Genomic DNA, 26,215 nt, shown 5'->3' with positions numbered 1-26,215 from the left:
CGCCGGCGCAGCCGCGCCGCGCCACCCGACACGGGCCCGCACCACGAGCGTCACGACGACGGCCGCAGCCGCCGCCACCACCGCCGCGACGGCGGTCGGCGTCGACACCAGCGGCCCGTCGAGCCGCGCCACCGCGACCCACGCCAGCCCCCACGCGAGCGACGCCGTCGGAGCCAGGCGCCCGCGACCCCACACGGCGAGGAGCACCCCGACCAGCCCGGCCACGAGTGCGACCACCACGCCCCACACGTCCTGCGACAGCCCGAAGCCCCGGAAGCCCGCGGCGGTCAGCACCGCGGCCGTGTTCGCCGCCGTGGCGACGCACACCCACCCGAGGTAGAGCCCGAACGTGCCGTCGGTGACGATCGCCTCGACGATGCCGGACGGCCGCGAGCGACGCAGCAGCACGAACGTCCAGACGAGCACGGCGAGCAGCGCGACGATGATCGGTTCGCTCAGCCACAGGAACCCGAACTGCACCGACAGGATCCACGCGGCGTTGAGCAGCAGTGACAGCACCGCCGGCACGGTCAGGCGGGCGTGACGCTCGTCGTCGGCGGTGCGGAAGCACTGCCGGACGGCGTAGGCGAGCAGCCCGACGTAGATGACGCTCCAGATCGAGAACGCCGGCCCGTCCGGCGCGATCGCCGTCGACGAGGCCGACAGTGCTCCGCCGGCAGCGTCCTGGATCGGCGTCCCGCCAGCGGCTCCCGAGCCGACGAACGCGCCGACCACCGCGACGACCGCGCTCACCGCGACCGCGATCCGCTTCCAGATCCTCTTCATGACAGTCCCTTTCGTCAGCATGCTGATGACCTGCACCGTAGGCGCGTGGCCGCGACCGGCGCGCAGCGCACGTCCAGCCGGCGGGGGACGGACCGGACTGGAGGCGCGGTGCGGGCCCGACCCGCGCCTCCAGGCCCGCACGTCGGTCGCGTCCGACCGCCGCACGCGCACCCTGCGTACGGTGGTGTCGTGTCTGTCGAGCTGAACACCGTCTACGTCGACCGGATCGCCCCGATCGCGAGTCCGTCGCTCGACGACACCTTCCGGATGCTCGAGGACCAGGGCGCCAGCGCGTGCATCGTGCTGCACCAGCCCGACGCCCAGGAGCTCGGCGACGTCGCCGTGGCCCTCGGCCTGCACGAACTCGCGGTCGAGGACTCCGCCGAGGGGCACCAACGGCCGAAGCTCGAGCGCTACGGCTCGACGCTGTTCGTCGTCCTGAAGCCCGCCCTGTACAACGACCAGCAGGAGGAGGTCGCGTTCGGCGAGGTGCACGCCTTCGTCGGCGAGGAGTTCTTCCTGGTGGTCGTGAAGGCCGATCCGCGCGGCAGGCAGACCGTCCCGCGGGCACTGCAGCGGATGAGTGGCAAGCCGGGCCTCGTGACCGTGGGGCCGCAGGCGCAGCTCTGGGCGCTGATGGACTCGATCGTCGACGGCTACCTGCCGGTGATCGACGGCCTCGAGGAGGACATCAACCAGATCGAGGACCAGCTGTTCGCGGGCGAGGCGGGGGTCTCGCGCCGCATCTACGAGCTGTTCGGCGAGGTGGTGGACTTCCAGCGCGCGGCCCGGCCGCTCATCCACATCATCGAGAACCTGCACCGCGGGGCCGAGAAGTACCACCTGCCGGTGGAGATGCAGCGCCGGTTCCGCGACGTCCTCGACCACGCCATCCGCACGGTCGAGCGGCTGGACACCTTCCGGCAGCTGCTGCAGAACGCGTTGACGGTCGACTCGACCCTCGCGGCGCAGAAGCAGAACGACGACACGAAGAAGATCTCGGGCTGGGCGGCGATCCTGTTCGCCCCGACGCTCATCGCGGCGATCTACGGCATGAACTTCACGCACATGCCCGAGCTGCAGTGGCGGTGGGGGTACCCGCTGGCGATCGTGGCGATGGTCGTGTTCGCGGCGGCCCTCTACGTCGCGTTCAAGGTGAAGCGCTGGTTCTGACGCGCCTCCGTGCGCGATCCCTGATCCAGTTCGTGTGCGACCCCGGGGCATCTGCGCGCGTCGTGTTGCTGGGAGCGCTCCCAGAGCGCGAGACTGCTGGAGCCGTCACCGTCGCCGACTGGAGCCCACATGCCGAACGACCTCGTCCACCTCTCTGCCGGGGGCGTCTCGCTCATCCTCGACTGCCGTGATCACGCGCTGCCGGCCGTCGTGCACTGGGGTGCCGCGCTCGGGCCGCTCGACGCCACCGAGCTCGCGGCCCTCGCGGACGCCGACGTCCTGCCGCTCGCGGGCAGCGAGCCGGACCACCCCGTCCGCGTGGCCGTCCTGCCGGAGCCGCACCGCGGCTGGACGGGCCGGCCCGGCCTCACCGGGCACCGGGACGGCCGGGACTGGTCACCGGCGTTCACCGTCACCGCGCTCGAGGTGACGGACACGACGTCGGACCCGGCCGGCCCCGCCGCCCGGGACACGACCGGCGCGTCGGACCCGGCCCGCCCCGCGGCCCGGGTCGGCGCGGACGCCGGGGCCCCGGCCGGCCCCGCCGCCAGCGTCGTCGCCGACGCCGAGGACACCACCGCCGGGCTCCGCCTGCGCCTGACGATCGAGCTGCTCGCATCCGGACTCGTCCGCACGCGTGCCGCCGTCACGAACACCGCGGACGGCGTGTACACGCTCGACGACCTCACCGTCGCGCTGCCGGTCCCGTCCCGTGCCCGCGAGGTCCTCGACTTCGCCGGACGCTGGGGCAAGGAGCGCACCCCGCAGCGCCGCGAACTCGTCGTGGGCACGCACGAGCGCGAGAGCCGCAAGGGGCGCACCGGCCACGACGCCGCGACCGTCCTGAGCGTCGGCGTCCCCGGGTTCGGCTTCGCCCGCGGCGAGGTCTGGGGCGTCCACACGGCCTGGAGCGGCAACCACCGGCACGCGGCCGAGCGCCTGGCCACCGGACGGCAGGTCCTCGGCGGCGGTGAGCTGCTGCTGCCCGGCGAGGTCCGGCTCGGGCGCGACGAGACGTACGAGGGCCCCTGGGTCTACGCCGCGTACGGGGACGGACTCGACGACCAGGCCGCCCGCTTCCACCGCTGGCTCCGGAGCCGTCCGCAGCACCCGACGACCCCGCGCCCGACGACCCTCAACGTCTGGGAGGCCGTCTACTTCGACCACGACCTCGCCCGCCTGACCGACCTCGCGGAACGTGCCGCCCGGATCGGGGTGGAGCGGTACGTGCTCGACGACGGCTGGTTCCGGGGCCGCCGTGACGACCACGCCGGCCTCGGCGACTGGTACGTCGACGACGCGGTGTGGCCGGACGGGCTCGGCCCGATCGTCGACCGCGTGCGGGCGCTCGGCATGCAGTTCGGCCTCTGGTTCGAACCCGAGATGGTCAACGAGGACAGCGACCTCGCCCGGGCGCACCCGGAGTGGATCCTGCAGGCCGACGGGCGGCTGCCCGTGCGTGCCCGCGACCAGCAGGTCCTCGACCTCGCGGTCCCCGAGGCCTTCGCGTACGTGCTCGAACGGATGACCGCGATCATCGGCGAGTACGGCATCGAGTACGTCAAGTGGGACCACAACCGGGACCTCGTCGAGGCCGGGCACGCGGGCGGGGGCGCGGCCGTGCACGAGCAGACGCTGGCCGCCTACCGGCTTATGGCGACGCTCAAGGAACGGTTCCCGACGCTCGAGATCGAGTCCTGCGCGTCGGGCGGCGGGCGCGTGGATCTCGGCGTGATCGAGCACACCGACCGGGTGTGGGTGTCCGACGACATCGACCCGCTCGAACGACAGCAGATGCACCGGTGGACCCAGCAGCTCCTGCCGCCGGAACTGCTCGGCGCGCACGTCGCCAGCGGGCGGAACCACTCCACCGGCCGCGTGCACGACCTGGCGTTCCGCGCCGGCACCGCGATCACGGGCCACTTCGGCATCGAGTGGGACCTCGTCGAGGCCACCCCGGAGGAGGAGTCGGCGCTCGCCGAGTGGATCGCCCTCCACCGCGAGTGGCGTCCGCTGCTGCACGGCGGGGACCTCGTGCGGATGGACGAGGTCGACGACTCCCGCCTCGTGTACGGCACCGTCGCCCCGGACCGGCAGCGCGCGGTCTTCTTCCTCGCGAGCGTCGGCCGGTCCGAGGTGTCCGGCTCCGGGCGCCTGACGTTCCGCGGGCTCGACCCGGACACCTCGTACCGGGTCGACCCGGTCGTGGTCGGCGCGGGGTTCGGCGTCGTCGCACCGCCGTGGTGGTCGGGGGACCGGGTCTTCCGCGGCCGCACGCTCGAGACGGTGGGCGTGCAGCCACCGCTGGTCCCGGCGGACTGCGTGGTGCCGTTCCGACTCACGGCCGTCTGAGCAGCGGCCAGGAGGCGCGGCGCGGCCGGGCTGTGCGGGTCGCCTCGGCCGCGTGGCGCGCCCGGTAGGCTTCCGGTCATGCCGCACCCCGGACACGCGACACGTGCCACGCCGGTCTGGGCCCTGAAGCTCGCGGTCGTCACGGGACTCGTCGGGGTGGCCGGCGGGATCGCCGGCGTCTCGGTGTGGCTCGCGCTGCAGCTCATCCAGTTCGTCGCGTTCGGCTACCCGTTCGGCGGCCACCTCGAGGCGGCGGACGCCCCGAGCGCGCTGAACCGCTTCCTGGCGCTCCTCGCCGCCGGCGTCCTGACCGGTGTCGCCTGGTGGGCACTCCGACGCTGGGGCCGTCCGGTGGTCTCGGTGCCCGCTGCCGTCGGCGGGAAGCGGATGCCCGCCCTCGCGACGGTGGCGAACGCGGGCGTCCAGATCCTCGCCGTGGGGCTCGGAGCGTCGATCGGAAAAGAGGTGGCGCCGCGCGAGATCGGGGCGTGGCTGTCCCAGCTCGTCACCGCGCGGGCCGGGCTGACCGCCCGCGAGACCAAGATCCTCGTCGCGTGCGGCGCCGCTGCCGGCCTGGCGGCGGTGTACGACGTCCCGCTCGGCGGTGCCCTGTTCGCGGTCGAGGTGCTGCTCGGCGAGCTCACGTTCGCGACCGCCCTGCCGGCCTTCGCGACGAGCGCGATCGCGGCCTTCGTGGCGCGCCTCGTGATCCCGGACGAGGTGCTCTACCACGTGCCCTCCATGCACCTCTCGTCGTCCCTGCTCGTCTGGGCCGTGCTCGTCGGACCGGTGCTCGGGTTCGCCGGCGTCGGCTTCGTGAAGCTCACGAACCGGTTGCAGGGGATCGCGCCGAAGGGGTGGCGGCTGCTCGTGGTGCTGCCGGTCGTGTTCGCGATGGTCGGCCTCATCGCCGTCCCCTTCCCGGAGATCCTCGGCAACGGCCGGGCGCTCGGCGTCCTCGCGATGAACACCTCGCTCGACGACGGATCGGTCGCGGGGCTGTCCCCGATCCTGTTCCTGCTCGCGCTCGGTGTCGTCCGGACCATCACGACCTCGGCGACCATCGGGGCGGGTGCGGTCGGCGGCACGCTCACCCCGTCCATCGCGATCGGTTCGGCCGTCGGCGGTGGCCTCGGCGGCCTGTGGCTCCTGCTCTGGCCGACCGACGGACCGAGCCTCACCGCGTTCGCGTTCATCGGTGCGGCGGCGTTCCTCGCAACCACCATGCGGGCGCCCTTCACCGCGCTCGTGCTCGTCGTCGAGTTCACCCAGCAGGGCACCGACATCCTCATCCCGTCGCTCCTGGCCGTCTCGGGCTCGGTCGCGGTCGGCTACGTGCTCGCCCGTCGTCGCAGCGCGCAGATGGTCTGAACAGTTCGTCACGATCCGGTGCGCGGCTCGCCCGGCGCGCCTACGATCGGCCGCACGACGGGGCGTCCGGTTCCGTCCCCGAGACGAGGAGTGACCGATGGCGGGGTTCGACGACATCACCAAGAAGGCCCAGGAGTTCCTGAAGGACGGCAAGGTCCAGGACGCCCTGAAGAGCGAGAAGGCCGAGGGGATCAGCGACAAGGTGCTCGACGGTGTCGCCGACGCCGTGAAGAAGGCGACCGGCGGCAAGTTCGACGACAAGATCGACGGCGCCCGCGATGCCGCGGACAAGCAGGTCGGCAACGAGTGACGCGCTTCCCGCGCGACGAGTGACGCGCTTCCCGCGCACCGTGCGAACGGCCCCGGACCACGTGTCCGGGGCCGTTCGCCGTCAGCGGTGTCCGTCCGACTGGACTCCTGGCCGCGGGCAGACCACGATTGACGGGTGACTGTCGTGGCGCCGAACCAACCGCTCACCGAGTCCGAGGTCGAGGCGATCAAACAGGACTTCCCGATCCTCCAGCAGGAGGTCAACGGGTTCCCGCTCGCCTACCTCGACTCCGGGGCCACCGCCGAACGACCCCGGCAGGTCCTCGACGCCGAACGCCGGTTCCTCGAGCACGACAACGCCGCCGTCCACCGCGGTGCGCACACCCTCGCCGCCCTGAGCACCGACGCGTACGAGGACGCCCGTGCCACGGTCGCCGGGTTCATCGGTGCCGCGACGCCGTCCGAGGTCGTCTGGACCGCGAACGCCACCGACGCCCTGAACCTGGTCGCCTACGGCATGGCGAACGCCAGCCGTGGTCGCGGCGGCGTCGACGCCGAGCGGTTCCGGCTGGCAGCCGGTGACGAGATCCTCGTCACCGAGGCCGAGCACCACGCGAACCTCGTGCCGTGGCAGGAACTCGCCGCGCTGACCGGCGCGACCCTGCGCTGGGTCCCGGTCGCCGACGACGGCACCTGGACGGCCGAGGCCGCAGCCGCACTGGTCTCCGACCGGACGAAGGTCGTCGCCTTCGCCCACGTGTCGAACGTGACGGGCATGATCGCCCCGGTGTCGGCGGTCGTCGCCGCCGCTCACGCACACGGTGCGCTCGTCGTGCTCGACGCGTGCCAGTCGGCCCCGCACCGACCGCTCGACGTGCAGGAGCTCGGCGTCGACTTCGCGGCGTTCTCCGGCCACAAGATGCTCGGGCCGAACGGCATCGGCGTGCTCTGGGGCCGCCACGAGCTGCTCGACGCCCTGCCGCCGTTCCGCACCGGTGGTTCGATGATCACCACGGTGACGATGGAGGGCTCCGAGTACATGCCGGCGCCCGAGCGGTTCGAGGCCGGCACGCAGCCCGTCTCGCAGGCCGTCGCCCTCGCCGAGGCCGTGCGGTACCTGCAGGGCATCGGCACGGAGCGGATCCGCGCGCACGAGGAACACCTCGCGGAACGCATGCTGACCGGACTCGCCGCCGTGCCGGGGATCCGCGTCGTCGGTCCGCCGGCCGGTGTGCCGCGCTCGGGACTCGTGTCGTTCGACGTCGACGGCGTGCACGCCCACGACGTCTCCCAGTACCTCGACGCCCAGGGAATCGCCGTGCGCTCCGGCCACCACTGCGCCCAGCCGCTGCACCGCCGCCTCGGCCTCGTCGCCACGAGCCGCGCGAGCACGTACGTCTACACGACCGAGCAGGACGTCGACCGGTTCCTCGCCGCCGTCGGCGAGGTCCGCCACTACTTCGGAGCCACCGCGTGAACGCCCTCGACTCGCTCTACCAGCAGGTCATCCTCGACCACGCGAAGGCCCGGCACGGCGACGGCGAGCTGCCCGACGCCGACGCCGAGCACTTCGAGCGCAACCCCACCTGCGGCGACGAGATCACCGTGCGCGTCCGGCTCGAGCCGGGGACCGAGCGCATCGCCGCACTCGCGTGGCAGGGGGACGGCTGCTCGATCTCGATGGCCTCGGCGTCGGTCCTCACGGACATGGCGGTCGGCCGCACGGTGCCCGAGCTCCTCGCCCTCACCGAGGAGTTCCGCGCGATGATGCGGTCCCGGGGTGCCGGCGAGCCGGACGAGGACGTGCTCGAGGACCTCATCGCCTTCCACGGCGTCTCGAAGTTCGTCATGCGGGTCAAGTGCGGGATGCTCGCGTGGGTGGCGGCCGAGGCCGCCGCGCGCGAGGCGACCACGCGCTCCTGACGCGACCGGTCTGCGGTCCGGGAGGCGCGGGTCGGGCCCGCACCGTCCCTCCTGGACCGCAGTCCGCACGTCACGGTTCGTCACCATGCGTGACGCACGGGGGAACGAGCCGTAGCGTCACGGCCGTGAGCACGAACAGCGAGCACCGCCAGATCCGGTTCAACGCCTTCGACATGAACTGCGTGGCGCACCAGTCCTCCGGGCTCTGGCGCCACCCGCGCGACCGGTCCCGTCACTACAACGACCTGTCCTACTGGACCGGCCTCGCGCAGCTCCTCGAACGCGGGAACTTCGACGGCATCTTCATCGCCGACGTCCTCGGCACCTACGACGTGTACGGCGACTCGAACGAGGCCGCGCTCCGCACCGGGTCGCAGGTCCCCGTGAACGACCCGATCCTGCTCGTCTCCGCGATGGCGTCGGTGACCGAGCACCTCGGCTTCGGGATCACCGCCGGGACCGCCTACGAACACCCGTACCCGTTCGCCCGGCGCATGTCGACGCTCGACCACCTCACGAAGGGCCGTGTCGGCTGGAACGTGGTGACGGGCTACCTGCCGAGCGCCGCGCGGAACATGGGCCAGACCGACCAGCTCTCGCACGACGACCGCTACGACGTCGCCGACGAGTACCTCGAGGTCCTCTACAAGCTGTGGGAGGGCTCGTGGGAGGACGACGCCGTGGTCGAGGACCGCGAGACCGGCGTCTTCACCGACCCCGCCAAGGTGCACCCGATCGAGCACCACGGCACGCACTTCGACGTCCCCGGGATCCACCTCTCCGAACCGTCCGTGCAGCGCTCGCCCGTGATCTACCAGGCCGGGGCCTCGCCGCGCGGCATCCGCTTCGCGGCCGAGAACGCCGAGGCGGTGTTCGTCGGCGCGCCGACCGTCGAGCAGCTCGCCGTGACGGTCGGGAAGGTCCGCGACGCCCTGGAGGCCGCCGGCCGCGACCGGTACGCCGCCCGCGTCTACACGCTGCTGACCGTGATCACCGACGCCACCGACGAGCTCGCCCAGGCGAAGTACGAGGACTACCTGTCGTACGCGTCGGAGCTCGGCGCGCTCGTGCTGAACTCCGGCTGGATGGGTGTCGACCTGTCGCAGTGGGACCTCGACGAGCCCCTCGGGGACGTCGAGTCGAACGCGATCCAGTCGGCGGCGGCCAACATCGCGGCGGCCACCGGGTCCGACGGGTCGAAGTGGACGATCCGGGACCTCGCCCGGCACACCGCGATCGGCGGCCTCGGCCCCGTCGCGGTCGGTGGCGGTGCGACCATCGCCGACCGGCTCGTCGAGATCCAGGAGCAGACCGACGTGGACGGCTTCAACCTCGCCTACGCGGTGACACCCGGCACGTGGGAGGACGTCATCGAGTTCGTCGTGCCGGAGCTCCGCGCCCGCGGCGTCTACCCCGACGGGTACGAGCCCGGCTCCCTGCGGCACAAGCTGCACGGCCGCGGCGACCGGCTGCCGGCGGAGCACCGCGGGGCGTCGTTCCGGGTCGGGGAGCAGGCGGTCGTACGCTGAACGGGTGACCGGGTCGTCGTTCGTCGTGCGGGCCGCCGCCCGGGACGAGGCCGCGGCCTGCATCGAGCTGTGGACGGCGGCGGTCGCGGCGCGGGACGGTGTGCCCCGGTCGGCGGCGGTCCGGGACCGTGCGCGGTCGAAGTTCGCGGCTGCCCGTGTCGCACTCGTCGTGGCGTCCTCGCCGTCGTCGGCCGCGCTCGCCGGCTCCGTGCCCGCGGGGTCTGCGCCCGCCGGCTCCGCGCCCGCCAGCCCCGCGCCCGCCGGCTCTGTGTCGGCGGCCTCCGCACTCGCCGGCTTCGCGCTCGTCACCGAGCCGGGGACGGGACTGCCGGGCGACCCGGACGATGCGGCGTACCTCTCGCTGCTCGCCGTCGATCCGCGCGCGCAGGGCCACGGACTCGGTCGGTCCCTGCTGCAGCGCGCCGTCGCCGAGGCCGGTGCCGCCGGGTACGCCCGGACCCTGCTGCACGCCCTCGACGACAACGCGCCGGCGCTCCGGCTGTACCGCGGCGCGGGGTTCGAACCCGTCGGCGAGCCCTTCCCGCACGCGCTGAGCGGCCGGCCCACCCGTGCGTGGGTCGCGGACGGCGCCCGGACGGCTCCGGCTACGCGGGTTCGGGCAGGGGCGACTGCAGCGCGTCCACCGCACTCGGCCACGGGGCCCACTTCGCCCGGGGCGCCACGAGCAGGTACGGCTGGGGCGTCGGGTAGCTGACGAGTTCGAGCGTCGATCCCCACGGGGTCCTCGTGTAGACGAACCGGTTCCCCTCGCCGGCCTCGAGCCCGCGCAGGTCTCGCGGGTCCGAGTTGCGGGTGCCCCCGGCGGCCTCGATGCGGGCGAGCGTGTCGTCGAGGTCGTCGGTGTGGATCGCGAGGTGCTGCCAACCGATGTCCGCGGGGTGCACCGCGCCGCGCTGGTCCGGTCCGAGGTACTCGAAGAGCTCCAGCCCCGGCCCCTCCGGGAGCGCGAGCATGCGCATCGCGCCCTGCGCCATCGTCGACGGGATCCCGAGGTAGCGGTGCGCCTCGGGGGTGCCGTTCGGCTCCTCCGAGCGGCACCGCATGTCGTACAGGACGACGGCGTCGAACGCCGCCTCGAAGAACGCCGTGGCTGCGTCGATGTCCGGCACCGTGACGCCCACGTGGTCGATCCTGATTCCCCTGCTCATACGACGATCGTGACAGCTCGGCGACCGGACGTTCCGGCCGGTGGCCGAGGGTGCGGTCCCGATGCGGCTTCCCGCACTCCGCACGAGGTGAGGTGAGGCTGTCCTCACCAGAAAACCCCTGATCAGGGTAGCCTCACCATGCTGGCGCCGCTCGCGACGGCGTGGCATCCTGACGTCCATGTCGACCGCAACCGACCTCGTCCTCCCCACCACCGACCACGACGCCGCCAGCGCCGCCAAGCTGAACTGGCTGCGCGCCGGCCTCCTCGGCGCCAACGACGGTATCGTCTCGGTCGCGGCGGTCCTCGTCGGGGTCGCCGGTGCCGGGGCCGGGACCGGACCGGTCGTCGCCGCCGGGACCGCTGCGCTCGTCGGCGGGGCCGTGTCGATGGCCCTCGGCGAGTACGTGTCGGTCAGCGGTGCCCGCGACGCGCAGCGCACCGGCCAGGCCGCGCAGCAGGCGCAGCTCGAGGCGGAGTCGGAGGACGCCGGCACGATCGCCGCGCACTACCGCGCGCTCGGGGTCGACCCCTCGGTGGCGAGCGCCGTCGCCGACGAGCTCGTGCGCCCCGAGGTCCGCAGCCGACGCGCCGCCGCAGCGCTCCGCGACGCCGAGGACGAGGTCGTCAGCCCGTGGCGTGCCGCCTGGGTGTCGGCGGCGACCTTCACGACCGGCGCCGCCCTGCCCTTCCTCGCGATGCTCCTCAGCCCGGAGTCCGCGCGCGTCGCCGTGACGGTGGTCGCGGTGCTCGTGGCGCTGGCCGCCACCGGGACAACCGGCGCGGCGCTCGGCGGTGCCCCGCGCACGCGGGCGACGATCCGCGTCGTCACCGGGGGCGCACTGGCACTCGCCGCGACGTACGCCGCCGGGGCGATCCTCGGGGCGCACGCGCTCTGAGGCGTCGACGGGCTCCGCCCCGCTACGGTGCGGCCGGACCCCCGGCCGCGAGCTCGGCCGCCAGCGAGGCGTTGCGGTCCCGGATGAGCCGCGGCAGGTAGCGGGCGAGTGCGAGGCGTTCCGCGGCGAGTCCGAGCACACCGAGCGGTGCGCGGAACGCGATCTCGTCGACCATGCGCGTCCCGTCGGCCGTCGCCTCGAACCGGTGCTCGTGCCGGAACCGGGCGAACGGTCCACGCACCTGTTCGTCGACGAACCGGTGCGGCGCCTCCAGTGCCGTGATCCGACTCGTCATCCGCCACACGATCCCGAAGTGCCGGGCGCGCCACGTGACGGACTCACCGAGCCCGATCGTCCCGGTGGTGGTGCCGTCGACCGCCCGCTCGCCGCTCGCGGCCATGGAGCGCTCGTGCGCGCCGATGTCGAGCGACAGCCGGAACACGCGCTCCGGCGGGGCGGAGAGGTCGGTGACGACCCGGAACGCGACGGTCACGGGACCGGCCAGGCGGTGCGGACCGACCGGTCGTCGTCACGCAGGACGGCGGCGAGCAGCTGGTCGTGCCGCACGCCGTGCTGCAGCACCGCGGACCGCTGTCGGCCCTCGTACCGCAGCCCCAGGCGCTGGGCGACCGCGATCGAGCCGCGGTTCTCCGCCATCGCGCGCCACTGGACGCGGACCAGTCCGAGCCCCTCGGGCGCCGGCGCGAACGCCCACCGGAGCACCCGGTCCGCCGCCTCGGTCACGAAGCCCTGCCCGCGGGCGTCGGGGTGGGTGGCGTACCCGATCTCGGCACCGCCGGCGGCGAAGCCGAACAGCCCGACCGTCCCGAGCAGCCGGGGGTCGTCGGACCGTCGGATGGCGAACTCGTAGCGGACGTCCGAGTCCCAGCCCTCCTGCACCACGGCCGTGAGCCAGTGGTGGGCCTCGGCGTGGCCGTACGGTTCCGGCATCGGGATGAACGCCACGACGTCGGGATCGGTCGCGTACGCGACGACGTCGTCGGCATCGGAGAGCTCGGGGACCGAGAGGACCAGCCGCTCGGTCCGGAGCGTGACGGGGTCCATGGGGCGAGCCTAGCGAGCGGCCGGGCCGCGGTAGCGTCGAGGGCATGACGTTCGACGCGCTCCCGTTCCCGGTCATCGACGGACACAACGACCTGCCGTGGGAACGGCGGGAGACCCACGACTCCGGCGTCGAGGGCATCGACTCCGAGCAGGGATCGCTGCACACCGACCTGCCGAAGCTCCGGGCCGGAGGCGTCGTCGGCCAGTTCTGGTCGGTCTTCGTCCCGACGGACGTCCCCGACCCCGTCCGGGCGACGCTGCAGCAGGTCGACCTCGCGCACCGGATCATCGAGCGCTGGCCGGACGCCCTCGCCCTCGCCCGCACCGCCGCCGAGGTCCGCGCCGCGATCGACTCCGGCCGCACCGCGTCGCTGCTCGGTGCCGAGGGCGGTCACTCGATCGGCGACGACCTGGCGGTGCTCCGCGACCTCGCCCGCCTCGGGGTGCGGTACATGACCCTCACGCACAACGACGACACGCCCTGGGCCGACTCGGCCACCGGCTCCCACCCGCACGGCGGCCTGACCGACCGTGGGCGCGAGGTGGTGGCCGAGATGGAGCGGATCGGGATGCTCGTCGACCTGTCGCACACGTCGCCGGAGACGATGCGCGACGCCCTCGACGTCGCCACGCAGCCCGTCGTGTTCAGCCACTCGTCGACGATCGCCGTGAACGACCACCCCCGGAACGTGCCGGACGACGTCCTCGCCCGCCTCGGGGACAACGGCGGCGTCGTGATGATCACCTTCGTGCCGAAGTTCGTGTCCCGCGCGTGGGCCGACTGGGAGGACGCCGGATCGGTCGGGGAGCCCCCGCTCGTGACGGTGTCGGACGTGGCGGACCACGTCGAGCACGCGCGGGACGTCGCCGGCGCGGCGCACATCGGGCTCGGTGGCGACTACGACGGCACGCCCGTGCTCCCGCCGGACCTCCGCGACGTGTCGCGCTACCCGGTGCTGGCGGCGGAACTGCAGCGGCGTGGGTGGGGTGCCGACGACCTCCGGGCGCTCGCCGGTGGCAACGTGATGCGGGTGCTCGAGGCGACGGACGAGCGGTTCGCGCGGACGGCGCACGTGCGCTGACGACGGGGGCGCGGGCGCGGTGCGCCGTGCGCGGGTCCAGCACGCAGGGTTTCGCGCGCAGCGACACATTTCGCGATCGGGGACGCGAGAAGTGTCGGTGAGCGCGAACGGTTGCGGGCGGACCAGGCCGTTGGACGGGAGGCGCGGTGCGCGCCGGGCGCGCAGCGCGCGTCACACAGGCAGCACCACCCGGGGTCCGATCGCTAGGATCGCAGCGCACGCCGTGCCTCCAGGGCGGAGGCACGCGACCTGACCCGATGAGGACGGTACCGATGAGCGGCACGATCCACGATGACATCTCGCAGGCGTTCGGGAACACGCCGCTGGTGCGGCTGAACCGCCTCCCGAAGGAGGGCGGCGCCGAGATCCTGGCGAAGCTCGAGTTCTACAACCCGGGTGCGAGCGTGAAGGACCGGCTCGGTGTCGCGATCGTCGACGCGGCGGAGGCGTCCGGCGAGCTGCAGGCGGGTGGGACCATCGTCGAGGGGTCGTCCGGCAACACCGGCATCGCGCTCGCCCTGGTCGGCGCCGCCCGCGGGTACCGGGTCGTCATCACGATGCCCGAGACCATGAGCGTCGAGCGCCGCGCGCTCATCCGCGCCTACGGTGCCGAGATCGTCCTCACCCCGGGGTCCGAGGGCATGAAGGGCGCCGTCTCGAAGGCGGAGCAGATCGTCGCCGAGACACCCGGTGCGATCCTCGCCCACCAGTTCGAGACGCCCGCGAACGCGGCGATCCACCGGAAGACCACGGCGGAGGAGATCCTCCGCGACACCGAGGGGCACGTCGACGTGTTCGTGGCGGGCGTCGGGACCGGTGGCACGATCACCGGCGTCGGACAGGTCCTCAAGGAGCGGGTTCCCGGCGTGCAGATCGTCGCGGTCGAGCCGAAGGACTCGCCGCTGCTGACCGAGGGCAAGGCCGGCCCGCACAAGATCCAGGGCATCGGCGCGAACTTCATCCCCGAGGTCCTCGACCAGAGCGTCATCGACGAGGTCTTCGACGTCGAGCTCGACGACGCGCTCCGGGTCGCCCGCGCCCTCGGCACCGAGGAGGGGATCCTCTCCGGCATCTCCTCCGGCGCGATCATCCACGCCGCCATCGAGATCGCCGCGCGTCCCGAGAACGTCGGCAAGCGCGTCGTCGCGATCGTCTGCGACACCGGTGAGCGCTACCTGTCGACGGTGCTCTTCGAGGGGCTCACTGCGTGACGTCAGCCCGACGTCGTGGCGTGCTGCGGACCGTCCGTGAGGACCTGGCCGCAGCACGCCGCGGTGATCCCGCAGCGCGCGGGGACCTCGAGAACGCCGTGGTGTACTCCGGCCTGCACGCGATCTGGACCTACCGGATCACGCACCGGCTCTGGCTCGCGACGGGCCTGCCGGGATCACGCTTCGCGGCCCGGGTCATCGCGCAGATCGCCCGGTCGGCGACGGGCATCGAGATCCATCCCGGTGCGCGCATCGGGCGACGGTTCTTCATCGACCACGGCATGGGTGTCGTCGTCGGGGAGACCGCGGTGATCGGCGACGACGTCGTGCTCTTCCACGGGGTGACCCTCGGCGGCCGCGGAGGCGAGCACGGACCGGGCGCCCGTCGGCACCCGGCGGTGGGGGACCGCGTGGTCCTCGGTGCCGGGTCGTCCCTGATCGGGGCGATCACGGTCGGTGCCGACTCCGTCGTCGGGGCCAACACCGTGGTGACGAAGGACGTCCCGCCGGGGTCGGTGGTCACCGGGGTCGCCGGGACCGCCCGCCCACGCTCCGGACACGAGGGCGTCCCGCCCCTCTGACCCGCGCCGCGCCCGCGCCCGCGCCGCGCCGGCGCGGGCCCGCGCCGAGCGCGAGACTCGCCGTGGCGGGCCCATTAGCGGGCCGGGGGCCGCCGAAGTGTGCGCGGGGCCGGGGGGGGGCGGCGGGGGGGGGGGCGGGGGGGGCGGCGGGGGCCGGCCGGGGGGGCGGGCGGGGGGGGGGGGGGGGCCCGGCGGCCCCCCGCCCCCCCGGCCCGCCCTCGTCCGCGTCAGCGGATGATCGAGATGTTGTCCGCCTGCGGGCCCCGTTTGCCTGGGCCGACGTCGTACTGCACGTGGTCGTTCTCCTCGAGCGACCGGTACCCGGTCGTCACGACGATGCTCGAGAAGTGCGCGAACAGGTCCTCGGACCCGTCGTCGGGCTGGATGAAGCCGTAGCCCTTGCTGTGGTCGAACCACTTCACGGTGCCGGTGGGCATCTGCGTCAACACGGCGTCAGTGGATGCGCAGCTGCGCGACCATGGGGCACGCGAACGGGTCGCGGGCGGCGAGCCCGACCCGGTTCAGGTACCGGACGACGATGCCGTAGGAGCGCAGCAGCGTGGTCTCGGTGTACGGCACGTCGAGCGTGTCGCAGTGGTCGCGGACGAGCAGGCGGGCCTGCTTCAGCGCCGGACGCGGCATCGACGGGAAGAGGTGGTGCTCGACCTGGTAGTTCAGGCCGCCCATGAGGAACGAGACCCACCAGCCGCCGCGGATGTTGCGGGAGGTGCGGACCTGGCGCGAGAAGAAGTCGACCTTGGCGTCGTGCGCGATGGTCGGCATGCCCTTGTGGTTCGGCGCGAACGAGGCGCCCATCATCACGCCGAAGACGGCGAGCTGGACCCCGAGGAACGCGCAGGCCATGCCGAACGGCAGGAACCAGAACACGATCGTCAGGTAGATGCCGAAGCGGGCGACGAGCAGCACGGCCTCGAGCCAGCGGTGCTTCACGTCGGCCTTGGTGCCGTTGCCGGTGACGATGCTCATCACGGCGTAGCGGTGCAGGTTCAGGCCCTCGAGCGTGAGCAGGGGGAAGAACAGCCAGCCCTGGAAGCGCATGAACGTCGTCATGAGCGGGCCCTTCACCGACGCTGCGTCCTCCGGCAGGAACCGGATGCCGTCCGGCGCGATGTCCGGGTCCTTTCCGACGGTGTTCGGGTTGCCGTGGTGGCGGGTGTGCTTGTTCATCCACCACGAGTAGCTGAGGCCGACCATGAACGTGCCGAGCCAGCGGCCAGCGTGGTCGTTCCACTTCTGCGAGGCGAAGACCTGGCGGTGCGCGGCCTCGTGGGAGAGGAACGCGAACTGCGTGAAGAGGACGCCGAGGGCTCCGGCGACGATGAGCTGGAACCACGAGTCGCCGAGGAACGCGAACGCGACCCAGGCGAGGGCCATGGTGCCGACGAGACTGCCGAACAGCGACCAGTAGAAACCGGTGCGGCGGCGGAGGAGGCCGTTGTCCTTCACCTGCGCCAGCAGCGCGGAGTAGGTCGAGGTGCCCTTGCGGGGACCAGTGGCGGGACGAGTGCGGGTGTAACCCGGCGCGAGCGGAGTGGTGGTCATGAGGACCGACCTTCCGTTACGGATCGGTCCTTCAACCAATGCGAGTGAGTTCACGCGTTTGCGCTTGGCGCGACACTAAGGGCAGAACATGCGTGTTCGCCTGGGAGTCCGGATTGCGTGGACGGACGGTCCCCGGCCCGGGCGCGGCGCGGGCTGAGCCAGCTCTCACGGTCCACGCCGGACGCCGGACTGGCCGCGTCGTAGCGTTCAGCGCACACGACCAGGAGGCACCGATGCCCGATCCGTTCCCTCGCCGAGGCCGCACCACCGCGTGGCTGGTCGCGAGCCTCGTCCTCGCCGTCGCGGGCGGCGCGCTCGCGGCTCCGGCATCCGCGGACGCGGCCGTCGACCCCGCCGGGCTGCAGATCGACGACGTCGTCACCACGCAAGTGGCGTTCCACGACACCGCGTCGTGGGCGTTCACCGTGCAGGACGTCGGAACCGCGGCCACAGCCGGCCCGGTCCACCTCGGATTCGCGTACGACACCGGTACCAACCCGGCGGACGCAGCATCGCTCCGTGCCTTCGACCACGTCACCGTCGCGAGCACCTCCGGGCGCTGCTCGCTCGACACGACCAGACGGAAGGCGTCCTGCACGCTGCCCGCGCTCCGACCCGGCGCCTCGGTCACGATGACGACGACGGCGCGGCAGGTCTCGGACATCAGGGACACCCGCTTGACGGGCTGGGAGTTCCAGGCCGTGGACGGCTCGTCCGATCCGGAGGTGCCGTACGACAGTCGGATCAGCGGCACCACGATCGTCCCGACCCACGGCGCGTTCGACGGTGCTGCCGCCACCGCCGGCGGAATCGCGGTGTCGGGGTGGGCCGTCGACGTCGAGCGCGCTGCTGACCCGATGGACGTGGCCGTGGACATCGACGGCACCCAGGCGGCGCTCCTCACCACCACGAGGCCGCGCGCCGACGTCGACCGGGCGCTGCACGTGTCCGGGGCGCACGGCTTCCGAGGGGTGGTCCGGGCAGGGTCGGGGGTGCACCGCGTGTGCATCACCGCGGCCGACCCGTACTGGGGCACGAGCGGCATCGACCTCGGGTGCCGGAGCGTGCGGGTCCCCTGACCCGCCCGGACGGACGAGGACGCGTTCGTCTGCCACGATCGACACATGCCTCTCGACGGACGTCCCCTCGAACGCCTCGGCTTCCTGACCATCGGGTCGTTCGACCCGGCACGCCCCGGACTCGGTCACGAGGAGACGCTCCGGGTCATCGAGCGCGCCGAGGCCCTCGGCTTCGACAGCGCGTGGCTGCGACACCGGCACGTGCAGCACGGCATCTCCTCCCCCGTCGCGGTCATGGCGGCGGCGTCGCAGCGGACCTCCCGGATCGCGCTCGGGACGGCCGTCACCCCGATCGGCGCGGAGAACCCGTTCCGTCTCGCCGAGGACCTGGCGACGGTCGACGTGCTGCTCGGCGGTCGCCTCAACCCCGGCTTCTCGTCGGGCACGCCCATGAACTACGACCTCTACCGGGAGGCGCTCTACCCGGACACCGCCGAGCACGAGGACTTCAGCGAGACCCGACTCCTGCGCTTCCGCGACCTGGTGCGGGGTGTTCCGATCGTCGACGTGGCCGAGCGTCGCGGCATCGAGGAGTTCGCCACGACCGTCCAGCCGCAGAGCCCCGGCCTCGCCGACCGGCTCTGGTACGGCACGGGCAGCACGCGGTCGGCGGTGTGGGCCGCGCAGAACGGCTTCCACCTGCTGACCTCGAGCGTCACTCGGAGCGAGAGCGGCACGGACTTCGCCACGAACCAGCGCGCCCAGGTCGAGGCCTACCTCGAGGCGCACCCGTCCCCGAGCACCGCCCGCGTCTCGCAGGGCCTCGTCGTGATCCCCACCGACACGGCGACGCCCGAGCAGGAGGCCCGCTACCGGGCCTACGTCGAGGGTCGGTCGGGCCGCGTCGGCGTGCCGATGGGACCCGGGAAGCTGCTGTTCGCGGCCGACCTGGTCGGGACGTCGGCCGAGATCGCGGACCGGCTCCGTGCGGACGCCGGCTACCAGGTGGCGACGGAGGTCGCGTTCGCACTGCCGTTCTCGTTCGAGGCGGAGGACTACGCGCAGATCGTCACGGACATGGCGGAGCGGCTCGGGCCGGCGCTCGGGTGGGAGCCGGAGCGCTCGGCGACCACCGGTCGCTGACGTGGTCGCCCGGAGGGATCGCGCGGGTCGCACCGTTCCGGGATGCATGCGGCGCCGGGAACGCAGAAGCCCCGACGGAACGGTGGTTCCGTCGGGGCTTGTCGGTCGGGCTGACAGGATTTGAACCTGCGACCCCTTGACCCCCAGTCAAGTGCGCTACCAAGCTGCGCCACAGCCCGCGAGCCCCGAGGGACCCACGTCGCCCGCGTCCGACCGGAGCGCGGAGCAACCCGACCAGCATAGCGGACGACGGACCCCTCCGACGCCACGCACTGTCGTCCCGCGCGCGTCGCCCCGCGGTTCGTCCCGGGACGTCGTCGAGCGCGCACGACACCCGTCGGATTCCCAGGGTCCCCGCCATCCGGCTCGTAGGGTGGCCCGATGCGTTCCGGCCCCACCTCCCGTGTCCTCCTCGCACTCGCAGCGACAGGTCTGCTGCTCGGAGCCGCCGGGTGCACCGGGGCCCAGTCCGGGCCGACCCGGGCGACCCTGGCGAAGGCGACGGCACAGACCGTGTCGGTCGCGGTAGCGTCCGACGCCGTCGACCGATCGGTCCGGACGAGCCGCGCGTTGTTCGCGTCCGCTCCCGGAGCCGTCGTCGCGCCGGCCGGTGACGCCGACGCCGTGCGGTCCGCGGCGAGCGCCGCCGAGGCGGCCCACGTCCCGGTCCTCCTCACCGACGGGGACGAGTCGGCCGCACCGGGCGAGTCCCAGGGGAAGGATGGATCGCCCGCCGCGCGCGAGCTGGCGCGCCTCGGCGCCCGGTGGTACCAGGCCGAGGGCGACGTCGCGATCGACACGGACGTCCCGGAGCGGGATGCGCCGGACGGCGGGGACGCGCCGGAGCCGAGCCGCGCCTCCAGGCAGGCCACCGTCGTCGTGGCGGACGCGACCGCTGACGCCGCAGCCGTGGCGACCGCGAAGGCGGCGGGTGCCCGCGTCGTGGCGATGCCGGACGGTGTGACGGACCCCGCGGCCGCGCCGGACGTCGTGACGGCGCTGCACGAGCGACGGGAGCATCCGACGGTGCTGGTGGGGGCCGCGTTCGCCGACCTGCCGGACCCGCAGTGGACCGTCCGCGCCGCCGAGAACGGGTGGCAGCTGCCCGACGGCGGGCAGCGGCCGTTCGACGGGCACCGCTACGTGGCGCTCTACGGCGCGCCGGGAGCCCCCGCGCTCGGTGTCCTCGGCGAGCAGGACCCGACGGCGACGGTGCGGCGCGCGAAGTCCGTCGCGGCGTCATACAAGGGGCTCGGCGACGTGCCGATCACGCCCGCGATGGAGGTCATCGCGACCGTCGCCGCCGGGGACGCCGGAGCGGACGGGGACTACTCCACCGAGCTGCCGGTGTCGACGCTCGAGCCCTACGTCGATGCCGCGCACGACGCCGGGATGCCCGTGATCCTCGACCTGCAGCCCGGGCGCGCGGACTTCCTGTCGCAGGCGAAGCGGTACGAGTCGCTGCTGTCGAAGCCGGGCGTGTGGCTGGCGCTCGACCCGGAGTGGCGGCTCGGGCACGACCAGGTCCCGCTCGAGCAGATCGGGAGCGTGAAGGCGTCCGAGGTGAACGAGGTGTCCTCGTGGCTCGCGGACCTGGTGAAGGAGAAGGGGCTCCCGCCGAAGGCGTTCGTGCTGCACCAGTTCCGACTGTCGATGATCCAGGACCGCGACACGCTCGAGCAGCACCCGGAGCTCGACGTGCTCGTGCACGTCGACGGGCAGGGGTCGCAGCCCGACAAGCAGGCGACGTGGAAGGCGCTGCACGTCGGAGCGCCCGAGGGCATCCACTGGGGCTGGAAGAACTTCTACGACGAGGACACACCGATGCTGACGCCGCAGCAGACGATGGCGGACGTGACGCCGACACCGTCGTTGATCACGTACCAGTAGCGGGTTGCGTGGGTGAGTTGTCCACAGCCGGGAGGCGCGACCCACGTTTCGTCGGTCCCTGCTGACAGCATGGGGTCATGTCTGTTGCTCCGCCGCCCGTCCAGCCGTCCGCCGCGATCGCTGCGGAGGCGCAGGAGGCGCTGCACGCCCTGACCGGGCGGCCGGACGCGGTGTTCCACCCCGGTCAGCTCGAGGCGATCTCGGCGCTCGTCGAGCACCGGCAGCGGGCCCTCGTGGTACAGCGCACCGGGTGGGGGAAGTCCGCCGTGTACTTCCTCGCGACCCTGCTGCTCCGGCGCCGCGGGGGCGGGCCGACGGTGCTCGTGTCGCCGCTGCTGGCGCTCATGCGCGACCAGGTCGCCGCGGCTGCCCGCGCCGGGGTGCGCGCGGTTTCGATCAACTCGGCGAACGCGCACGAGTGGGGTGAGACGCAGGCGGCGCTCGCCCGTGACGAGGTGGACGTCCTGCTCGTCTCCCCCGAACGGCTCAACAACCCGCGGTTCCGCGACGAACAGCTGCCGACGCTGATCGCCCGCATGGGCATGCTCGTCGTCGACGAGGCGCATTGCATCTCCGACTGGGGGCACGACTTCCGACCGGACTACCGGCGACTGGCCGAGCTCATCCGGTCGCTCCCCCACGGCGTGCCCGTGCTCGCCACCACCGCGACGGCGAACGAGCGCGTGGTCGAGGACGTCGCCGAGCAGCTCACCGCCGGCCCCGACGCCCCGGTCTTCACCATCCGCGGGTCCCTCGCACGGGCCTCGCTGCGGCTCGGCGTGCTGTCGCTCCCCGACGCCCGGCAGCGGCTCGGCTGGCTGCTGGCGCACCTCGGTGACCTGCCGGGCAGCGGGATCATCTACACGCTCACCGTCTCTGCAGCCGAGGACATCGCCCGGCTCCTGCGCGACAACGGGTACGCCGTCCGTGCGTACACCGGCCGGACCGACACCGACGAGCGCGAGCAGCTCGAGCAGCAGCTCAAGGGCAACGAACTCAAGGCCCTCGTGGCGACGAGTGCGCTCGGCATGGGGTTCGACAAGCCCGACCTGGGGTTCGTCGTCCACGTCGGCGCCCCGTCCTCGCCTGTCGCCTACTACCAGCAGATCGGCCGCGCCGGACGCGCCACCGACAACGCGGACGTCCTGCTGCTGCCCGGGCGCGAGGACCAGGAGATCTGGCAGTACTTCGCGAGCGCGTCCATGCCGACCGAGGCCCGCGCGTCCGCGGTGCTGGACGCGCTGTCCCGTGACGCCGCGATGTCCACCGTCGCGCTCGAGGGGCTGGTCGACATCAAGCGCTCCACCCTCGAGCTCCTGCTCAAGGTGCTCGACGTCGACGGCGCCGTGCAGCGGGTCGCCGGAGGGTGGGTCGCGACCGGGCAGCCGTGGGAGTACGACGCGCCCCGCTACGAGCGTGTCGCCGCGGCCCGCGCTGCCGAGGCCGCGTCGATGCTCACCTACGAGTCCACCTCGGCGTGCCGCATGCAGCTCCTGCAGCAGGACCTCGACGACCCGTCCGCCGAACCGTGCGGCCGGTGCGACAACTGCGCCGGGGCCTGGTACCCGTCGGACGTCTCGTCGTCCGACGCCTCCGGTGCCGCGGCGGCGCTCGACAAGGTCGGCGTGGAGATCGCCCCGCGCGCCCAGTGGCCATCGGGCATGTCGTCGCTCGGCGTCTCGGTGCGGGGCAAGATCGGCGCCGACGAGCTCGTGCAGCCCGGACGCGCCGTCGCCCGACTCACCGACCTCGGGTGGGGCGGACCGCTGCGCGCGCTGTTCTCGCCGTCCACCGCCGACGCCCCGATCTCCCGCGAACTCGTCGACGGGTGTGTCCGTGCGCTCAAGGACTGGCCGTGGGAGACCCGGCCGACCGGGGTCGTCGCGATGTCCTCGCGGTCGCGGCCCGAGCTCGTGGGCTCGCTCGCGCAGGCGCTGTCCTCGATCGGGCGGCTGCAGTTCCTCGGGACGCTCGGGCGGAACGGTGGGACGCCGCGCGGGGACGGTGCGACGAACAGCGCCTACCGGTTGTCCGGGGTGTGGGACACGTTCGTCGTCGACCCGGCGCTCGGGGCCGCGCTGCAGTCGCACGAGGGGCCGGTGCTGCTCGTCGACGACCTGGTGGACAGCCGGTGGACGATGACCGTCGCCGGGCGGGAACTGCGGCGGGCCGGGGCATCGGCGGTGCTGCCCTTCGCGTTGGCGACGGTGGCCTGAGGTCGCAGCGTCGCTGTCAGGCGGCGCCGAGCGCCTCCAGCTCGGCCACGGCGTCCGCGGGCAGGTCGAACCCCGCCGAGGCGATGTTCTCGTGCAGGTGCCCGACCGACGACGTCCCCGGGATGAGCAGGATGTTCGGCGACCGCTTCAGCAGCCACGAGAGCGCGACCGTCGTCCGTGACACGTGCAGCCGCTCGGCGACACGGTCGAGGGTGGCGTAGTCGATCGGCGAGAAGCCCCCGAGCGGGAAGTACGGCACGTAGGCGATGCCCTGTTCCGCCGTCGACTCCACCAGGGCCTCGTCCTCGCGGCGCGCCACGTTGAACATGTTCTGCACGCACACCACCGGCGCGATGCCCTGCGCCTCGGCGAGCTGCTCGGCCGTCACCGTCGAGACGCCGAGGTGCCGGATGAGCCCCTGCTGCCGGAGCGCCGCGAGCGCCTCGAACTGCGGCGCCAGGCTGCCCGGCTCCGGAGCGTCGAACCCGCCCACCCGGAGGTTGACCACTTCGAGCTGCTCGAGCCCGAGCGTCCGCAGGTTGTCGTGCACCTGCTCGACGAGCTGCTCCGGCTGCCGAGCCTGCGGCCACCGCCCCTTCTCGTCGCGGCGGGTGCCGACCTTCGTCACGATGTGGAGATCGTCCGGGTACGGGTGCAGCGCTTCGCGGATGAGCGCGTTCGTGACGTGCGGGCCGTAGAAGTCCGCGGTGTCGATGTGCGTGATGCCCGCCTCCACCACCGCGCGGAGGACCCGGACGGCCTCGTCGTGGTCCTTCGGCGGGCCGAACACGTTCGGTCCGGCGAGCTGCATGGCGCCGTACCCGAACCGCGTCAGTTCGAGGTCGTCGGCGAGGCGGTACGTCCCGCCGGGGAGCGTGGGGGTGGCGTCGTCGGTCATGGTCCGAGGATGCGCCGTGCTCCCGCGGGTCAGCCGTGGCCGGTGTCCCCCGCCGCGTCCGCTGACGACGCGCGGCGACACTTCCGGGCACCGGCGGGTCCGGGGGGGGGTGACCGGACCACGAGTCGGGGGGGGGGGGGGGGGGGGGGGGGGGGGCCCCCCCCCCGGGGGCCGGCCGGGGGGGGGGGGGCGGCCCCCCCCCCCGCCTCCTGGCCCGTACGCCCTCGCGTCGTCAGGCCGCGCCGATGCCGTCCAGCTCCGCCACCGCGTCCGCCGGCAGGGCGAAGCCCGCCGACGCGACGTTGTCGCGCAGGTGCGCGACCGACGAGGTCCCGGGGATGAGGAGCATGTTCGGCGAGCGCTGCAGCAGCCAGGACAGCGCGACGGTGAGGCGGGTGACCCCGAGTCGGTCGGCGACGGCGTCGAGCGCCCCGGACTGGATCGGCGAGAAGCCGCCGAGCGGGAAGTACGGCACGTAGGCGATGCCCTGTGCGGCGGTGGCGTCCACGAGCGCGTCGTCCTCGCGGCGGGCCACGTTGTACATGTTCTGGACGCAGACCACGGGCGCGATCGTCTGCGCCTCGGCGAGCTGCTCCGCGTCCACCGTGGAGAGCCCGAGGTGCCGGATGAGCCCCTGCTGCTGCAGCTCGGCGAGCGCCTCGAACTGCGGCGCGATGCTGCCCGGCTCAGGCGCGTCGAAGCCGCCCATCCGGAGGTTCACGACGTCGAGCTGCTCGAGGCCGAGGGTGCGGAGGTTGTCGTGCACCTGCTCGACGAGTTCGTGGGGCTCGCGCGCGTGCGGCCACCCACCCTGGTCGTCACGTCGGGCGCCGACCTTCGTCACGAGGTGGAGCCCCTCGGGGTAGGGGTGGAGCGCCTCGCGGATGATCTCGTTCGTGACGTGCGGACCGTAGAAGTCGGACGTGTCGATGTGCGTGATGCCGAGCTCGACGACCGTGCGGAGCACCCGGATCGCCTCGTCGCGGTCGGTCGGGGGGCCGAAGATCCCGGGTCCGGCGAGCTGCATCGCGCCGTACCCGACGCGGGTGAGCTCGAGGTCGTCGGCGAGGCGGTAGGTGCCGCCGGGGAGGTTCGTGTTCGTCATGTCCACCACGATGCGCCGGCAGGCGTCCCCACGGCAGGTCCCCGTGGACCCTGGGAGTGCGGGGACCAGGATCGGTGACCGCAGCCGTCGTAGCATCGGGCCCGTGGACGACAACACGCTCGGCGAGTACCTCCGCGCTCGGCGGGCGCTGGTGCGGCCGGAGGACGCCGGCATCCGGGTGACCGGGGTGCGCCGGACCCCGGGTCTCCGCCGCGAGGAGGTCGCGACCCTCGCGGGCATCAGCGCCGACTACTACCTGCGGCTCGAGCAGGGTCGGGACCGCAACCCCTCTGGGCAGGTCCTCGACGCGGTCGCACGGGTGTTCGGCCTGGACCAGGTGGCCCGCGACTACCTGCACGGGCTCGCCGGCGCCTCCCCCGCGCCGCGTCGGCGGACACCGCGGACCGAGCGGGTGCCGTCGGGCACGCTGCAACTCGTCGACGTGATCGGGCTGCCCGCGTTCGTCGAGGACCGGTCGTTCGACGTCCTCGCCGCGAACGCCCTCGCCACCGAGCTCGCGCCCGGTCTCCGCGCAGGCGAGAACCGCCTCCGGACGATGTTCCTCGACGACGCGGAGAGCGCCCGCTACCCGGACTGGCAGGACCAGATGGCCGGGATGGTCGCCGCGTTCCGGGCGTCGATCGGCACCGACGTGCAGGACCCGGCCGTCACGGCACTCGTGGGCGAGCTGTCCCTCGGCAGCGAGGACTTCCGGCGGCTGTGGGCGCGGCACGACGTCCGGCCGCTCGCGGGCGCGGCGGTCCGGATGTGGCACCCGGAGGTGGGCGACCTCGAGCTGCGGCGGGAGAAGCTCGGCGTCGGCGGCACGGACGGGCAGCTGCTCGTCGTGCACCACGCGGAGCCCGGTTCGGCGTCGGCGGAGCGGCTGGCCGTGCTCGCCTCGCTCGCGGCGTCGCGGGTGGCGGACCGGGTGGCGGACCGACCGGCCGGGACCACCGCCGACTGACGGC

At 73.3% G+C, this 26,215-nt stretch carries 25 protein-coding genes and 1 tRNA gene; 17 read left to right on the top strand and 9 right to left on the bottom strand.

Going from position 1 to position 26,215, the window contains the following annotated elements; translation table 11 throughout:
• A partial coding sequence (locus tag ACNQOV_RS13350; RefSeq protein ID WP_416395017.1) for a tryptophan-rich sensory protein occupies positions 1–786 on the bottom strand: 786 nt, incomplete at its 3' end.
• Positions 787–975: 189 nt separating this feature from the next.
• On the opposite strand from ACNQOV_RS13350, the gene ACNQOV_RS13345 reads away from it, so the two are divergent.
• The 8 genes from ACNQOV_RS13345 (at position 976) to ACNQOV_RS13310 (ending at position 10,119) form a co-directional block, all read left to right on the top strand.
• Positions 976–1,959, top strand: coding sequence for a magnesium and cobalt transport protein CorA (locus tag ACNQOV_RS13345; protein ID WP_416395015.1), 984 nt, complete (start codon positions 976–978; stop codon positions 1,957–1,959).
• A gap of 129 nt (positions 1,960–2,088) precedes the next feature.
• Complete coding sequence (locus ACNQOV_RS13340) at positions 2,089–4,311, top strand: alpha-galactosidase (RefSeq protein ID WP_416395013.1); 2,223 nt, start codon at positions 2,089–2,091, stop codon at positions 4,309–4,311.
• 78 nt (positions 4,312–4,389) lie between these two features.
• A complete protein-coding gene (locus tag ACNQOV_RS13335) occupies positions 4,390–5,682 on the top strand; it encodes a chloride channel protein (RefSeq protein WP_402269117.1) in 1,293 nt (430 codons plus the stop codon).
• A 97-nt stretch (positions 5,683–5,779) separates the two neighbouring features.
• Complete coding sequence (locus tag ACNQOV_RS13330; protein ID WP_402269119.1) at positions 5,780–5,992, top strand: antitoxin; 213 nt, start codon at positions 5,780–5,782, stop codon at positions 5,990–5,992.
• Between the two features lie 144 nt (positions 5,993–6,136).
• Complete coding sequence (locus tag ACNQOV_RS13325; protein ID WP_416395022.1) at positions 6,137–7,429, top strand: SufS family cysteine desulfurase; 1,293 nt, start codon at positions 6,137–6,139, stop codon at positions 7,427–7,429.
• Positions 7,426–7,875, top strand: coding sequence for a Fe-S cluster assembly sulfur transfer protein SufU (sufU, locus tag ACNQOV_RS13320; protein ID WP_416395010.1), 450 nt, complete (start codon positions 7,426–7,428; stop codon positions 7,873–7,875). Before ACNQOV_RS13325 ends, sufU begins: the two co-directional genes overlap by 4 nt.
• A gap of 125 nt (positions 7,876–8,000) precedes the next feature.
• The gene (locus ACNQOV_RS13315) at positions 8,001–9,404 is read left to right on the top strand and encodes an LLM class flavin-dependent oxidoreductase (protein ID WP_402269123.1); all 1,404 of its coding nucleotides are present in this window, start codon (positions 8,001–8,003) and stop codon (positions 9,402–9,404) included.
• A gap of 4 nt (positions 9,405–9,408) precedes the next feature.
• The gene (locus tag ACNQOV_RS13310; protein WP_416395007.1) at positions 9,409–10,119 is read left to right on the top strand and encodes a GNAT family N-acetyltransferase; all 711 of its coding nucleotides are present in this window, start codon (positions 9,409–9,411) and stop codon (positions 10,117–10,119) included.
• Here the strand turns inward: ACNQOV_RS13310 and ACNQOV_RS13305 are convergent.
• Entirely contained in the window at positions 10,010–10,573 is a 564-nt protein-coding gene (locus tag ACNQOV_RS13305; protein WP_022907123.1) for a VOC family protein, read from the bottom strand. The two genes, ACNQOV_RS13310 and ACNQOV_RS13305, sit on opposite strands and share 110 nt — an antisense overlap.
• A 178-nt stretch (positions 10,574–10,751) precedes the next feature.
• Here ACNQOV_RS13305 and ACNQOV_RS13300 point away from each other — a divergent pair, with 178 nt between their 5' ends.
• Positions 10,752–11,471 carry a VIT1/CCC1 transporter family protein gene (locus tag ACNQOV_RS13300; RefSeq protein WP_416395005.1) on the top strand — a complete coding sequence of 240 codons (720 nt, stop codon included), beginning with the start codon at positions 10,752–10,754 and terminating at the stop codon, positions 11,469–11,471.
• Positions 11,472–11,493: 22 nt separating this feature from the next.
• Here ACNQOV_RS13300 and ACNQOV_RS13295 read toward each other — a convergent pair whose 3' ends face one another.
• On the bottom strand, positions 11,494–11,964 hold the full coding sequence (locus ACNQOV_RS13295; RefSeq protein WP_416395003.1) for an SRPBCC family protein: 471 nt from the start codon (positions 11,962–11,964) through the stop codon (positions 11,494–11,496).
• Positions 11,961–12,536, bottom strand: a complete 576-nt coding sequence (locus ACNQOV_RS13290; protein WP_416395001.1) for a GNAT family N-acetyltransferase — start codon at positions 12,534–12,536, stop codon at positions 11,961–11,963. Before ACNQOV_RS13290 ends, ACNQOV_RS13295 begins: the two co-directional genes overlap by 4 nt.
• 44 nt (positions 12,537–12,580) lie before the next feature.
• On the opposite strand from ACNQOV_RS13290, the gene ACNQOV_RS13285 reads away from it, so the two are divergent.
• The 3 genes from ACNQOV_RS13285 to epsC all read left to right on the top strand — a co-directional run bounded on the left by ACNQOV_RS13285 (position 12,581) and on the right by epsC (position 15,410).
• Entirely contained in the window at positions 12,581–13,618 is a 1,038-nt protein-coding gene (locus ACNQOV_RS13285) for a dipeptidase (protein ID WP_416394998.1), read from the top strand.
• A gap of 272 nt (positions 13,619–13,890) precedes the next feature.
• Positions 13,891–14,829, top strand: a complete 939-nt coding sequence (gene cysK / locus ACNQOV_RS13280; protein ID WP_022907128.1) for a cysteine synthase A — start codon at positions 13,891–13,893, stop codon at positions 14,827–14,829.
• Positions 14,826–15,410, top strand: coding sequence for a serine O-acetyltransferase EpsC (gene epsC / locus ACNQOV_RS13275; protein WP_416394996.1), 585 nt, complete (start codon positions 14,826–14,828; stop codon positions 15,408–15,410). The genes cysK and epsC overlap by 4 nt, the downstream gene beginning before the upstream one ends.
• Before the next feature lie 227 nt (positions 15,411–15,637).
• Here epsC and ACNQOV_RS13270 read toward each other — a convergent pair whose 3' ends face one another.
• Positions 15,638–15,847 (bottom strand): cold-shock protein, encoded by a 210-nt coding sequence (locus ACNQOV_RS13270; protein ID WP_031261585.1) that lies wholly within the window; start codon positions 15,845–15,847, stop codon positions 15,638–15,640.
• Between the two features lie 16 nt (positions 15,848–15,863).
• Positions 15,864–16,973 carry a fatty acid desaturase family protein gene (locus ACNQOV_RS13265; protein ID WP_402269445.1) on the bottom strand — a complete coding sequence of 370 codons (1,110 nt, stop codon included), beginning with the start codon at positions 16,971–16,973 and terminating at the stop codon, positions 15,864–15,866.
• Between the two features lie 233 nt (positions 16,974–17,206).
• On the opposite strand from ACNQOV_RS13265, the gene ACNQOV_RS13260 reads away from it, so the two are divergent.
• A complete protein-coding gene (locus ACNQOV_RS13260; RefSeq protein WP_416394993.1) occupies positions 17,207–18,052 on the top strand; it encodes a hypothetical protein in 846 nt (281 codons plus the stop codon).
• Positions 18,053–18,097: 45 nt separating this feature from the next.
• Positions 18,098–19,135, top strand: coding sequence for an LLM class flavin-dependent oxidoreductase (locus tag ACNQOV_RS13255; RefSeq protein ID WP_416394991.1), 1,038 nt, complete (start codon positions 18,098–18,100; stop codon positions 19,133–19,135).
• 105 nt (positions 19,136–19,240) lie between these two features.
• Here ACNQOV_RS13255 and ACNQOV_RS13250 read toward each other — a convergent pair.
• A tRNA-Pro gene (locus ACNQOV_RS13250) sits at positions 19,241–19,314 on the bottom strand.
• A 202-nt stretch (positions 19,315–19,516) separates the two neighbouring features.
• Between ACNQOV_RS13250 and ACNQOV_RS13245 the strand changes: the two genes are divergently transcribed.
• Both ACNQOV_RS13245 and ACNQOV_RS13240 read left to right on the top strand, forming a co-directional pair.
• A complete protein-coding gene (locus ACNQOV_RS13245) occupies positions 19,517–21,025 on the top strand; it encodes a hypothetical protein (RefSeq protein WP_416394989.1) in 1,509 nt (502 codons plus the stop codon).
• 77 nt (positions 21,026–21,102) lie between these two features.
• Positions 21,103–23,241 carry a RecQ family ATP-dependent DNA helicase gene (locus tag ACNQOV_RS13240; protein WP_416394987.1) on the top strand — a complete coding sequence of 713 codons (2,139 nt, stop codon included), beginning with the start codon at positions 21,103–21,105 and terminating at the stop codon, positions 23,239–23,241.
• Positions 23,242–23,257: 16 nt separating this feature from the next.
• Here the strand turns inward: ACNQOV_RS13240 and ACNQOV_RS13235 are convergent, their stop codons facing one another.
• A complete protein-coding gene (locus tag ACNQOV_RS13235) occupies positions 23,258–24,139 on the bottom strand; it encodes an oxidoreductase (RefSeq protein ID WP_416394985.1) in 882 nt (293 codons plus the stop codon).
• Between the two features lie 232 nt (positions 24,140–24,371).
• On the bottom strand, positions 24,372–25,244 hold the full coding sequence (locus ACNQOV_RS13230; protein ID WP_416394983.1) for an oxidoreductase: 873 nt from the start codon (positions 25,242–25,244) through the stop codon (positions 24,372–24,374).
• Between the two features lie 103 nt (positions 25,245–25,347).
• On the opposite strand from ACNQOV_RS13230, the gene ACNQOV_RS13225 reads away from it, so the two are divergent.
• Positions 25,348–26,211 (top strand): helix-turn-helix domain-containing protein, encoded by an 864-nt coding sequence (locus ACNQOV_RS13225; protein WP_416394981.1) that lies wholly within the window; start codon positions 25,348–25,350, stop codon positions 26,209–26,211.
• Positions 26,212–26,215: the final 4 nt, after the last annotated feature.

Source organism: Curtobacterium sp. LFS084, from assembly GCF_047977705.1.
Classification (GTDB): domain Bacteria; phylum Actinomycetota; class Actinomycetes; order Actinomycetales; family Microbacteriaceae; genus Curtobacterium.
This window is presented reverse-complemented; position numbering and strand designations above follow the sequence as displayed.